This window comes from Anaeromyxobacter oryzae, from assembly GCF_023169945.1.
Taxonomy (GTDB): domain Bacteria; phylum Myxococcota; class Myxococcia; order Myxococcales; family Anaeromyxobacteraceae; genus Anaeromyxobacter; species Anaeromyxobacter oryzae.
In genome coordinates, this window is sequence record NZ_AP025591.1 from 5,235,257 (window position 1) to 5,247,358 (window position 12,102).

Sequence of the window (12,102 nt, forward strand, 5' to 3'; positions counted from 1 at the left end):
CGGCGACATGGTAGCGCCCGATGAACGCCGCGGCGGTAGCCGACCTCTCAAGGTGCGCGGGATCCGGTCGAGGTGCGCGGCGAAGCCGCGTGCGCGAGGGCTTGGCCCCGAGGAGCCGCGCGCTCCGGGCGAGGATTCACGGAACGTCAGGCCGCGAGCGGGGCCGGTACGACGAGGGAGGTCCGCTGCACACGCTGGTGCTAGCTTCCGGCTCGAGCATCCAGCTCGTGGTTGGGGGACCACGTGGGTCCGCGCACGAACGAACACGGCGCGAGGCGCCGTGCCAGACGCAAGGACCGCAGCGCACCGCGCGGCGCGTCCTCGACGCTCTTCGCGGCCGGGGGGCGCGTCCTGGCGATCCTCGGCGTGCTGGTGCTGTTCACGAGGGCCGACGCGTATGTGGTTCGCGCCGCCGGTCGACCGATCGCCACGGTCTGGACGATGGTTTTCGCGATCGGCGCCGTGGTGCTCGCGGTGGCGATGTATCGCGCTCGCGCGCGAGAACGCCCGGGACGTGCCCCGCCGGAGCGGACGGGCGCAGCGCCGTGCGCGGAGCAGGATGCGGAGGTCGCGCAGCTCCGACGGCAGGTGACGGTCGTCCACGTGGCGACGAACGCGGCCTCCCTGGTCTCCGTGAGCGGGCAGGCCGCCTACCTCCGTGCGCACGGCTTCGCGTTCCGAACCGTCTCGTCGCCTGGCCCGGACCTCCAGGCGTTCGCCGCGCAGGAAGGAGCGGACGTCTCGGCGGTGCCGATGCCGTCCGGCTTCGCTCCGCTCCGCGCCGCGCTCGCCGTGCTCCGGCTCTGGCGGGTCATCACCGCCGCTCGTGCGAGCGTCGTCTACGCGGACGCCCCGGCCGGCGCTCGGCTCGCCCTCCTTGCCGCCTGCCTCGCGCGGACCCCCGTTCGCGTCTACGGCATGCGCCGCCTCCAGCTCCGTGCCGCGACGCTTCCGCGCCGGGTCCTCCTCTGGGCGGACGAGTGGGTCGCGTGCGCCCTCGCGCATCGCGTGCTGGCGGCGAACGGGTCGCTCCGGCTCGAGGCGATCAGGGAGGGGCTCTGCCCGACGGCGAAGATCCTCGTCCTGGCGGACGGGTGCGGAGACGGCGTCGATGCGGCGGGGAATTTCAGGCCGCTCCACGCCGAGGGCCGGCGCGCGGCTCGGGCCCGCCTGGGCATCCCCGAGGACGCAGTGGTCGTCGGGTTCGTCGGCACTCTCGCGCGCGACGAGGGGATCGCGGAGCTCGACGCGGCGTTCAGGCGCCTCCGCGACGCCGATCGTCGGCTCCACCTCGTGCTGGTGGGAAACGCGGACCCCCGAGATGTCCGCTCGGGTCTGATCGTCGCGACGCTCCGCGGCGAGCCGTGTGTCCATGTCGCGGGTGACGTCGAGGATCTGGCCAGCGCGTACGGGGCGATGGACGTCCTCGCGCTGCCCCCGCGTGGAGAGACCTCCTCGCGCGTTGCGCTCGAGGCCGCAGCCATGGCGCTCCCAGTGGTGGCGACCCGGGTACCAGGGTGCGTCGACGCGGTGGTGGACGGGCAGACGGGGCTGCTCGTCCCACCGGGCGATCCGGGGCGGCTCGCGTCGGCCCTGGCGCGGTACGTCGCGGATCCCGCGCTGCGGGTGACCCACGGCGAGGCGGCGCGGCGACGCGTCGTCGCCGCGTACCAGCGGGAGCGCATCTGGGATGCGCTCGCCATCGAATACCGATCGCTCGTCGACGCCTGCGGCGCCGGTGCTCGCCGCAAGGGCAGCACGTAGCTGCCCCGCGGCGGTGCGGCCGGATCACGCTCGGCCCGCGCGTGTTGCTGCGGATCGGTTCCACCGTGGTGGCGACCCCTGCAATCCACGCGTGCCGCGATCGGCGTGTGGGATAAGGGGCCGTGGCGTCGGGGGCTCGCCTTCTCGGCCATCGACGGGGGGAAGACACATGACTCGGGAGGAAGCCGCTCCGGCGGCCGGCCGCGGGCGTGCACGCGGAGCAGCGGCGGATGCCAGGCTCGCCCACGGGATCCCGGGAGTGCCCCGCGCGAGGATCCGCCTGCCGCGGAGGTTGGGCCTCGCCGCAGTCGACGCTGCGATCGCGGCGACGGCGCTGTGCGCCGCGTCGTGGCTCCGCTTCGATGGAGCACCGCAAGCGGAGTACGCCGCCGTGCTCCCGACGGCCGTGCTGCTCGTGGCGACGAGCCGCACGATCGCCGGCGCGGTGACCGGGATTCACGAATGGTCGTATCGGCTCGCGGGGTTCTCGGACGCGATCCGCGTCGGTGCAGCGGCCGTGCTCGGGTCGATCTTCTTCGCCGTCGCGTCACTCTCGACCGTCGGCTTCCTGATGCCGCGGGCGGTCCTGGCGCTCGAGCTGCTCCTCTCGGGCGCCCTCCTCATGATGGTCCGCTTCGTCCCTCGTGCCGCGCTCGGGTGGCGGGCGGCGTGGAACGGCATGCAGGCGCGGACGCCGCGCGCGCTCATCGCCGGCCCGGCGGAAGCGTCCGAGCTCCTGTCGCGCACCATCGCGCGCGCGCCGGACGCGCCGTACCGCGTCGTCGGCTTCGTCGGCGCGGACGCCGAGATGGTGGGCTGCCGCATCGACGGCCACCGGGTCCTGGGGACGCTCCGCGACCTGCCGGAGCTGTTCCGCCACAGGTCCATCGGCGCCGTGCTGCTCTCGGACGCGCTCCAGCCCGCGGAGCGGATGCGCGAGCTCGTCGATCTGTGCGCGAAGAGCCGCGTCCGCCTGAAGATCGTCCCGTCCTCGTTCGCACGGATCGGCCCGGGCTCGCCAGGTGCGATCCTCGCCGACCTCTCGCCCGACGACCTCCTCCCTCGCGACGCGGTCGCCTTCTCGGAGGGCGACGTCCGGGCGCTCGTGTCCGGCCGAAGGGTCCTCGTCACCGGCGCGGGCGGCTCGATCGGCGGGGAGCTGTGCAGTCAGCTCGCGCGCGCCGGCGTCCGCCGCCTCGTGATGGTCGACATGAACGAGAACGAGCTCTACCTCCGCGCCCGAGCGCTCTCCGACGCTCACCCGGGAACGGACGTCGAGGCGGTCGTGGCGGACGTCCGGGAGGCCGGGCCGCTCCTCCGGCTCGGGGCGCGGTACCGCCCCCAGGACGTCTTCCACGCCGCCGCCCACAAGCACGTGCCGCTAATGGAGTGCGCCGCCGACGAGGCGGTGAAGAACAACGTCTTCGGCAGCCTCAACGTCGCGCGGATGGCCGTCGACTGCGGCGCGGAGCGGTTCGTCCTCATCTCGACCGACAAGGCGGTGAACCCGTCGTCCGTGATGGGCGCCAGCAAGCGGGTGGCCGAGCTGGTCGTGCGCGATCTCGGGCGCTCCTGCACGTCGACGCGGGTGACCGCGGTCCGGTTCGGGAACGTCCTCGGGTCGGCGGGGAGCGTCGTCCCGCTGTTCAAGCAGCAGATCGCCAACGGCGGGCCGGTGACCGTGACGCACCCGGAGTGCACGCGGTACTTCATGACGATCCGGGAGGCGGTGGGGCTCGTCCTCGTCGCCGGGCTCGGGAACTACGGCGAGCTCTGCGTGCTCGACATGGGCGAGCCGATCCGGATCGTCGACCTGGCGCGCAACATGATCGCGCTCTCGGGACGGGTCCCGGGCGAGGACGTCGCGCTGACGTACACCGGGCTGCGCCCCGGGGAGAAGCTGCACGAGCAGGTCCTCACGGAGGAGGAGGAGCGCGTCCTCGTCGCGCGGGGACGGATCCACGTCACGAGCAGCCCGCCGCCTCCGGCGGATCTCGAGGCACGCCTCGCGGAGCTGCGGCGGCTCGCGGACGCGGGAGACTCGGCGGGCGTCGTCGTCGCGCTGCGGCGACTCGTGCCGACCTACCGATCGCCGGACCCGTCGGCGGCCTCGACGCAGGACGGGAGCGAGCTCCGTGCGCCACCGCGCGAGGGCGCGGGCGAGCCGGCAGCGCCGAACAACCTGGGAGGACGTCATGGGTACCGAGCGGGAGAGCCTGCGGGTCGTAGGAACGGCGTTGCCGAGCGGATCCCCTGAGCCGACGCACCGCCGGGGGGCGCGCGAGGTCACGCCGGCCGACCTCGTCCGGATGCTCGTCCACCGGTGGACGACGGTGGCCGCGACGACCGTCGTCGCGCTCGTCGCGGCGGCCGCGTGGGTCGTGGCCACGGCGCCGACGTACGAGGCGACCGTGATCCTGCAGCTGCCCGAGCGGACGCCGCCCGCGGTGGCGGGCATCGATGATCTCCCCGCGACGGCCGATCCGACCGTCGCGAACGGCGAGATCGAGGTGCTCCGCTCGCGGACCCTCCTCGGCCAGGTCGTCGACAAGCTTCGCCTCGCCGTCGAGGCCTCGCCCCGGAGCTTCCCCGTGTTCGGCGCGGCGATGGCCCGGCGCGTGCCGCGCCAGGAGCCAGCGGCCGCGCCGCTCGGGCTGGACGGGTGGGCGTGGGGGGGCGAGCGGATCCGGGTGACCCGGCTCGACGTGCCCCCGTCGCTCGTCGGGCGGGAGCTCCGGGTGACCGCGCTGCAGGACGCAGCGTTCCGCCTCGCCGGTCCCGACGGCACCGACCTCGGCGAGGGCCGGGTCGGGGTGCCGTTCGTCGCTTCGGTGGGCGGAAGGCCGCTGACGCTCCAGCTGGCGGAGCTCGTGGCCCGGCCCGGAACGTCGTTCACGGCGCAGGTGCGGTCGCGCGACGACGTCATCGACGACCTGCAGAAGGCGCTCCGGGTAGAGGAGAAGGTGAAGCGGTCCGGCGTCATCTCCGTCTCCCTCGAGGGAGCGGATCCGGAGAGGCTCGCCCAGACCCTCGACGCGCTCGCGGCCGCCTACGCGCAGCATCAGATCGCGCGCCGCACCGCCGAGCTCTCGCGGCAGCTCGACTTCCTCGAGACGCAGCTCCCGACGCTCAAGAAGGGCGTCGTGCAAGCGGAACAGGCGCTGAACGAATTCCAGGTCCGGCGCGGCGCCGTCAACGTTTCGCAGGAGACGCAGTCGCTGCTCGAGCGCATCGTGGGGATCGAGCGCGGCCTCTCGGACCTGCGGTCCAGGGAAGCCGAGCTCCGGCTCCAGTTCAACGACAGCCACCCGGAGCTGCCGACGATCCGGGGCCGGATGAAGCTGCTCGAGGACCAGCGCGCCGCGATCGATCGGCGGATGCGGGACCTGCCGCTCCGCGAGGCGGAGGCGGCGCGGCTCTCGCGCAACGTCGAGGTTGCGTCCGGGCTCTACTTCCATCTCCAGGCCAAGGCGCAGGAGATCCGGATCGCGCGGGCGGGTGTCTCGGGTGCCGTGAGCCTCATCGACATCGCGCGCGTCCCGGTCGACCCGGTACGCCCGATCCCCGCGATCGTGCTCGCCGTCGGGCTGCTCCTCGGGCTGGGGGCGGGCGTCGCGCTCGCGCTCGGCCACCGCGTGCTGAGCGAGGGGGAGGAGGATCCGGAGGAGATCGAGGCCGCGGTCGGCGTGCCCGTGTTCGCCACGATCGTCCGGAGCAGCGCGGAACGCACGCTGGAGCGCGCCGCCGGCGGTCGGCGTCGCTCGAGACCCGCGCTCGCGGAGGCGTCGCGGGAGGACCCGGCCGTGGAGGCGCTTCGTGCGGTGCGCACCGCCGTGCAGCCCGCACTCGCGGCCGCTCGCCGGAACGTGATCGTGATCGGCGCGCCCTCACCCCGGGTCGGCAAGACCTTCGTCGCCGTGAACCTCGCGCAGCTGTACGCCGCCGAAGGAAAGCGCGTCCTGCTCGTGGACGCCGATCTTCGTCGCGGCCGCGTCCACCAGTTCTTCGGCCTCCATCGCGGAACCGGCCTCGCGGAGGTCCTGCGCGGCGAGCATCCGCTCGAGGAGGCGGTCCGGCCGACGCGTATCGCCGGCGTCGACCTGCTCACGACCGGTTCGCTTCCGAAGGATCCGTCGGAGCTGCTCGGCGGCGCCGCGCTCGGAAAGACGATCGAGCTGGCCCGGCAGCGGTACGATCTCGTGGTGGTGGACACGCCGCCCGTCCTCGCCGTGACCGACGCTGCGCTCGTGGCGCCCCTCGCGGGCGCGACCCTGTTCGTGCTGCGCGCAGGCGAGCACCCGATTCGCGAGATCAACCTGGCACTCAAGGTGCTCGCCCGGTCGGGATCCTCGATCACGGGCGCCGTGCTGAACGACGCTCGCTCGGTGGGTGGTCGGTACGGGTACGGACGCTATCGGCGCTACGAGTACCGGTCGCAGCGAGGCTGAAGGAGTCCGTGATCGGTCACCGGGGGCGCGACCGCGCGGCGCCGCGCGCGGCCCACGGAGGAGAGCGCGTGCCCCGCCACCACTCCGCAGCGTCCTGATCCGGCTACCTCGGGCCGCCCGGGGACGCCTCCGTCACCGGGATGCGCAACAGGGACACCGAGACGAGCGCACCCGTCTCGACGACGCCCGGGACTCCCCCGCCGCGCTGGAAGCGGGTCAGGATGCCGCCCGTGACGGCCGCCCGCCCGCCGGGCGCCGCCCACGTGGTCGACACGATGAGCTCGCCGACGTGCGCGAGGGGCTGGTAGGGCCCTTCGATGCGGGCGCCGTTCGCGTACACCGACGCCGCCCAGGTACGGCTCACCACCGCGTGCATCGTGGCGAGCAGCTCGGTCCGCCAGCTCGCCCGCCCGTCCCACGTGCTGAGCGCCGGCACGAACCGCAGCGACGCGTCCGTCGTGAGCCGGTTCTCGAGGAGGCGAAGCGTCCCCGCGCACGAGGCGGTGGGCGCGGTCCGGAGCACCGTGGTGGGCGCGCCGGGTGCGCCGTCCCTGAGCGCGCCCACGCCGACCTGCACGGAGCCCTCCGCGCTCGGCGTCAGACGCCGAGCTGGCCCGCCGAGCACGGCGACGGCCGCGGACTGGCGCCCCGACGCGTCCGCGACCTCGCCGAACCCCCCGCCCGCGAGCCGATCGCGCGGCGTCGCGAGCCACTCGAGGCCCGCGCCGACCCGCAGCGCCCGCACGGTCGGCGCCGACCCCTGGCCGGCGAGCAGCCTCGTGTCCATCGACAGCGACGCGCGCGGCGAGAGGAGGCCGGTCACCCGCGCGTCGAGCTGCGCCTGCTCGCGGCGGATGAGCAGCGCCGTCGGCGCCGTCTCGAGCGGTCCGCCGAGCAGCGAACGCCACGAGGGGGTCACCCCGCCGGCGGCGGCGCCGTGCAGCTCGGCGTTCCACGCGGCGCTCAAGGCCTGCCGCACGGTCGCGTCGATCCGGTGCATGGTGCCCGTCTCCGCGCCCGGGTTCGCGAGCAGGAACCACGGTGCGTACGTCGCCGCCGCGCGCGTGCGCGGCCCTTCGAGCCGGAGCGCGACGCTCGGCCGAGCTTCGACCACCTGTTGCTCGAAGGGCGCGCCGAGCGTGTTCCCCGCGGACTCCGTGCGGAGCTCGATCCCCGCGTCGAGCTCGACACGTGGCGCCGCGGCGAGCACCCAGAGCGCGACCGCGGCGAGGCCGGCCGGGGCCATGGGTCACTCGAAGACGACGACGTCGCCAGGCGAGAGCTGGAACGAGGCCGCGCGTCCGCCCCGCGAGAGCGCGTCGTACCGGAACCGGATGCGCGCCCGCTCCTGGCGGCCGTCCTCGTAGTAGCCGCGACGGAGGACGTAGATGCCGTCCGGGGAGGCGAACGCGGTGAACCCGCCGGCGGCGGCGAGCGCGTCGAGCACCCCTGCACCGGCCTCGAGATCGTACCGCCCGGGGCGAGTGACCTCGCCGACCACCGTCACGCGAAGCGGCGACGTCTCCTCGACCGTCACGGTGACCACCGGGTTCGCCACGAAAGCCTTCAGCTTCGCCGAGATCAGGCGCGCCGCCTCGTCGGGGGTGGTCTTGACGACCTGGACGTCCTGCAGGAGCGGCAGCGAGATCTTGCCGTCGGTGCGGACGCGAGCCCGGGTCGTGGAGATCGGCTCCTGATTCCAGACCCGGACGCTCAGGACGTCGCCCGGCTCGATGACGTACCCCGTCTCTCGCCGCGCGGCCTGGCGGGCGTCCTCCGCCCAGATGTACACCCCGGGATCGGAATGGCGGCAGCTCGCGAGCGGCAGCGCGAGCACGGCTGCGAAGGCGGCGAAACTTACGGACGCGCGTCTGGCGACGTTCATGGCTCGCATGGGCGCGCGCCGGAGCACGCGTCCCCCCTTGTGCGGCTCGCTTCCCCGAGCGCGGCCATCCTAACGCCGGGGGCAGGGACGCGCGGAGCGGGTCCGGTGGGGTCCGTCGTCGGGGTGCGAGAGAACGGTCCTCGCGCGCGCCCGCCGGGAGGCGAGGTGCACCACGGGGACGCGGCCCCTCTCCGGTCAGGTCAGATCGTACCCACGCTCCTCGTGGTCCGAGAGGTCGAGACCGACCGACTCCTGCTCGTCGTCCACGCGCACGCCGACCACGAGGTCGGCGACCTTGAACAGCACCCAGGTCATGCCGCCGGACCACGCCGCGGTGACGGCGCACGCGAGGAGCTGGACCCCGAGCTGCCGCCCGATGGAGATCTGCTCCGTCCCCCCCAGCGACACCGAGGCGAACACTCCGGTCAGGATGGAGCCGACCAGGCCGCCCACGCCGTGGACGCCGAACGCGTCGAGCGAGTCGTCGTACCCGAGCCGGCGCTTCAGCGTGGTCGCGCTGAAGAAGCAGACGACCGCGGCGGCGGCGCCGATCGCCATCGCGCCCGCGACCCCGACGTAGCCGGAGGCGGGCGTCACCGTCGCGAGGCCCGCGACCGCGCCCGTGATGATGCCGAGCACGCTCGGCCTCCCGTGGCGCTGCCACTCGATGAGCGACCAGACCATCGCGGCGGTCGCCGCCGAGACCTGCGTCGCCGTGAGCGTCATCCCGGCGATCCCGTTCGCCGCGAGCGCGCTCCCCGCGTTGAACCCGAACCAGCCGACCCACAGCATGCCCGCGCCGACGACCGAGAGCGTGAGGCTGTGCGGCGGCATCGGCGTCGTCGGGTAGCCCTTCCGCTTCCCGACGTAGAGGCAGGCGACGAGGCCGGCGATGCCGGCGGTCACGTGGACGACGATCCCGCCGGCGTAGTCCAGCGCGCCGAGCCGCTGCAGCCAGCCGCCGCCCCACATCCAGTGCGTCACGGGGACGTAGACGACGAGCGACCAGAGCCCCATGAAGAGGAGCATCGCCCCGAAGCTCACGCGCTCCGCGAACGCTCCGATGATGAGCGCGGGGGTGATGATCGCGAAGGTGAGCTGGAACATCGCGAACACCGTCTCCGGGATCGAGCCGGTGAGCGCGCCCCGGGGCACGTTCGCGAGGAAGGCCTTCCCGAGCCCGCCGATGAAGCCGTTCAGGCCGGGATCCGCCGCGGGCGTGAACGCGAGCGAGTACCCGACCGCGACCCAGAGCACGGTCACGACGGACGCGATGGAGAAGCACTGCATGAGCACGGAGAGGACGTTCTTCGTCCGGACGAGGCCGCCGTAGAAGAGCGCGAGGCCGGGCAGCGTCATGAACAGCACGAGCCCCGTCGCGGTGAGGACCCAGGCCGTGTTGCCGGTGTCGAGCGCGGTGGTCATGGCGGGCTCGCGATCAGAGGGCCGAGGAGCCGGTCTCGCCGGTCCGGATGCGCATGGTCTCGAGCAGCTCGAGGACGAAGATCTTCCCGTCGCCGATCTTCCCCGTGCTGGCGGAGCGCCGGATCGCCTCGAGCACCGGCGTCAGCTCGGCGTCGTCGACCGCGACCTCGATCTTCGCCTTGGGCGTGAAGTCGATCCTGTACTCGGCGCCCCGGTAGATCTCGGTGTGTCCCTTCTGCCGTCCGTAGCCCTTCGCCTCCGTGACGGTCATGCCCCTCACGCCCACGGCGGAGAGGGCCTCGCGCACGTCCTCGACCCGGTTCGGCTTCACGATCGCGATCACGAACTTCATCGAAAGCTCCTCTCGGCGGTCGCAGGAGCCCGCGGCGCCGGCGGCCTGCTGCTTCGTTCTGGGGCAACTGCCCCCGTTTGGGCGCCGGACAATGCCGATCCCCGAAGCGATTGGCAACTCGCCCAGGTCATTGCGCAATACGCGGGCAGCGGGATGCCGGAGAACCGGGCGGGGTGCCGTGAAACGGGGCAGCTCTCGGCGCCGTGTGCCGGGTGATCGGGCGTGGTGCCGGAGAAGCGAGCACTCTCCCGGACGCGTGCCGGCGGGCCGCCTCACGCGGCCGCCACCTGAGCGATGGCGGCACTTTGGGGTTCTCGCGGTGGCTGCGGAGGGTATATGGCTACGCGATGAAGACTCTCACCGAGCTCAGCGGTACCCTCATCAGGCAGGCCGCCGCAGCGCTGGCGGACGCGCGGCGCACGCTCCCATCGGAGGCGGCTCCGTCCCCCGTGGCGGCTGCGGCCGTCGCCCCGGACGCTCCGTCCGAGGACATCACGACGGCCGCCGGCGTGCCGGCGCCCGACGCGCCGGCGACGGAGGCGCCCGCCACCGAGGCGGCGGCGACGGACGCGCCTGCGGCAGGACCGGCCGCCGAGCCGGCCGCATCCGCGCCGGCCGGGGAGAGCGACGCCGTGAAGGCGGCGCTCGACGCGGCGGTCGCGCAGGCGACGGGGCTCTCCGGCGAGCGGCTCGCGATGCTGCGCGCCGCGGTCGAGGTCGCGGGGCGGCGGACCGCGGACGTGCGGCTGGTCCGGGTGTTCGAGGCCGGCGAGCCCGTCGCCGGGGCGAAGACGATCGGCGGTCACCAGTACCTCGTCGACCTCTTCCCCCCGAGCATGCGGCAGGGCTCCGGCCCGTCCCGGGACGACCGGGGCGGGAGGGGCGGTCGCGGGCGCGGCGGCGGCGGTCGCGGCGGTGGTGGAGGAGGGGGGCGCGGCGGCGGCGGCGGACGCGGTGCCGGCGCCGGGACGACGGGCGGGTTCTCCATGGATGCCGTCCGGGAGGATCGCCGGGGCGAGCGCGGCGCGCGCGGACCGGGCGGCCGCGGTGGTCCGGGCCGGGGTGGGCCGGGCCGCGGTGGGCCGGGCCGCGGCGGTTCCGGCGGCGCGGGTGGTGGCGGCGGCCCGAAGCCGTGACAGGCGGCCGCCGATCGCCGCGCCGCTCAGTGCGCCAGCGCCTCGCCTGGCGGATCGGAGCGGCGCGGCGGTGGCGCCACCGGCGCCGGGAGCACGACCGAGAACGTCGTGCCGCCGGCGCCGGACGTCACCTCGATGGTCCCGCCGTGCGCCTCCACGAGTGATCGGACGATGTGAAGGCCGAGCCCCAGGCCGGCGCGATCGGCTCCTCCGTCGCCCCGCCAGAACGGATCGAACATGTGGGGCAGCACGTCCTCCGGGATGGGCGGGCCCTCGTTGTGCACCGCGATGCGGACCGCGTCGTCGAGGCCCGTGACGCTGACCTGCACGGGCCGGCCGGCGGCGCCGTGGTGGCACGCGTTCGTGAGGAGGTTCGAGACGACCTGCTCGAGCCGCGCCGGGTCCCACTCGCCCGTGACGTCGCCCTCGACCTCGAGGTCGAGCGTCGTGCCCGGGCGGGCGGCCTGGACCTCCTGCACGACCCGCCGGCAGAGCGCCCCGAGGTTCACCGGCTCCGGTGAGACGGGCAGGTGCCCCTCCGTCCGGACCCGGGTGAAGTCCAGCAGGTCGCGCACGAGCCGGGACATCCGGCCCGCGCTCGAGACGATGCGCTGCGCCAGGTTCACGCGGTTCGACGGCAGGTCCGGCGCGCGCGCCAGCAGCGCCGCGGAGCCGGCGATGGCGCTGAGCGGCGTGCGGAGATCGTGGCCGACCATCGCGAGGAGCTGGTTCTGGAGCTCGACGACGCGGGCATGCTCCCGGTCGCGCAGCTCCCGCTCGCGAAGGTGGCGGCGGACGGCGAACGCCGCGATCACGACGAGGAGGAGGACGGCGATCCCGGTTGCGATGACGATGCGCGTGGCGAGGTCGAGCTCCGCCACGAGCGGCTCGATCGACCAGCTCGCTTGCCACGCGTCGGCGGCCGCGGCGGCGTCGAGGCGCGCGTGGGCGAGGATGCGGTACGCGAGCACACCGCCACCCACCGTCGCCACGGCGACGGCCGCGAGGACGAGCGCGATGCGCGATGGGACGAGCTTCAAGGGGGCTCCGTGCGGTGCAGGTCGAGGGCGTCGCGGCGTTCACGGGAACCCG

Annotated in this window: 9 protein-coding genes; 4 read left to right on the forward strand and 5 right to left on the reverse strand. The window is 74.3% G+C overall.

Going from position 1 to position 12,102, the window contains the following annotated elements; translation table 11 throughout:
* Positions 1-441: 441 nt before the first annotated feature.
* The 3 genes from AMOR_RS22725 (at position 442) to AMOR_RS22735 (ending at position 6,212) form a co-directional block, all read left to right on the forward strand.
* Entirely contained in the window at positions 442-1,764 is a 1,323-nt protein-coding gene (locus AMOR_RS22725) for a glycosyltransferase (RefSeq protein WP_248354439.1), read from the forward strand.
* A 391-nt stretch (positions 1,765-2,155) separates the two neighbouring features.
* Positions 2,156-4,021, forward strand: coding sequence for a nucleoside-diphosphate sugar epimerase/dehydratase (locus AMOR_RS22730; RefSeq protein WP_248354441.1), 1,866 nt, complete (start codon positions 2,156-2,158; stop codon positions 4,019-4,021).
* Complete coding sequence (locus AMOR_RS22735; protein ID WP_248354443.1) at positions 3,960-6,212, forward strand: polysaccharide biosynthesis tyrosine autokinase; 2,253 nt, start codon at positions 3,960-3,962, stop codon at positions 6,210-6,212. The genes AMOR_RS22730 and AMOR_RS22735 overlap by 62 nt, the downstream gene beginning before the upstream one ends.
* A 103-nt stretch (positions 6,213-6,315) precedes the next feature.
* Here AMOR_RS22735 and AMOR_RS22740 read toward each other — a convergent pair whose 3' ends face one another.
* The 4 genes from AMOR_RS22740 to AMOR_RS22755 all read right to left on the reverse strand — a co-directional run bounded on the left by AMOR_RS22740 (position 6,316) and on the right by AMOR_RS22755 (position 9,874).
* Positions 6,316-7,458, reverse strand: a complete 1,143-nt coding sequence (locus AMOR_RS22740; protein ID WP_248354445.1) for a hypothetical protein — start codon at positions 7,456-7,458, stop codon at positions 6,316-6,318.
* A gap of 3 nt (positions 7,459-7,461) precedes the next feature.
* A complete protein-coding gene (locus AMOR_RS22745) occupies positions 7,462-8,097 on the reverse strand; it encodes a polysaccharide biosynthesis/export family protein (protein WP_248354446.1) in 636 nt (211 codons plus the stop codon).
* 195 nt (positions 8,098-8,292) lie between these two features.
* Positions 8,293-9,522 carry an ammonium transporter gene (locus AMOR_RS22750; RefSeq protein WP_248354448.1) on the reverse strand — a complete coding sequence of 410 codons (1,230 nt, stop codon included), beginning with the start codon at positions 9,520-9,522 and terminating at the stop codon, positions 8,293-8,295.
* Between the two features lie 13 nt (positions 9,523-9,535).
* A complete protein-coding gene (locus AMOR_RS22755; protein WP_248354450.1) occupies positions 9,536-9,874 on the reverse strand; it encodes a P-II family nitrogen regulator in 339 nt (112 codons plus the stop codon).
* 347 nt (positions 9,875-10,221) lie between these two features.
* Here AMOR_RS22755 and AMOR_RS22760 point away from each other — a divergent pair, with 347 nt between their 5' ends.
* Entirely contained in the window at positions 10,222-11,010 is a 789-nt protein-coding gene (locus tag AMOR_RS22760; protein WP_248354452.1) for a translation initiation factor 2, read from the forward strand.
* A gap of 26 nt (positions 11,011-11,036) precedes the next feature.
* Here AMOR_RS22760 and AMOR_RS22765 read toward each other — a convergent pair whose 3' ends face one another.
* The gene (locus tag AMOR_RS22765; RefSeq protein WP_248354454.1) at positions 11,037-12,050 is read right to left on the reverse strand and encodes a sensor histidine kinase; all 1,014 of its coding nucleotides are present in this window, start codon (positions 12,048-12,050) and stop codon (positions 11,037-11,039) included.
* Between the last annotated feature and the right edge of the window lie 52 nt (positions 12,051-12,102).

What these genes read in the sequence shown, in the direction of transcription:
- AMOR_RS22725 (WP_248354439.1), top strand. Translation starts at nt 442, where the DNA reads ATGGTTTTCGCGATCGGCGCCGTGGTGCTCGCGGTGGCGATGTATCGC.
- AMOR_RS22735 (WP_248354443.1), top strand. Translation starts at nt 3,960, where the DNA reads ATGGGTACCGAGCGGGAGAGCCTGCGGGTCGTAGGAACGGCGTTGCCG.
- AMOR_RS22740 (WP_248354445.1), bottom strand. Translation starts at nt 7,458, where the DNA reads ATGGCCCCGGCCGGCCTCGCCGCGGTCGCGCTCTGGGTGCTCGCCGCG.
- AMOR_RS22745 (WP_248354446.1), bottom strand. Translation starts at nt 8,097, where the DNA reads ATGAACGTCGCCAGACGCGCGTCCGTAAGTTTCGCCGCCTTCGCAGCC.
- AMOR_RS22750 (WP_248354448.1), bottom strand. Translation starts at nt 9,522, where the DNA reads ATGACCACCGCGCTCGACACCGGCAACACGGCCTGGGTCCTCACCGCG.
- AMOR_RS22755 (WP_248354450.1), bottom strand. Translation starts at nt 9,874, where the DNA reads ATGAAGTTCGTGATCGCGATCGTGAAGCCGAACCGGGTCGAGGACGTG.
- AMOR_RS22760 (WP_248354452.1), top strand. Translation starts at nt 10,222, where the DNA reads ATGAAGACTCTCACCGAGCTCAGCGGTACCCTCATCAGGCAGGCCGCC.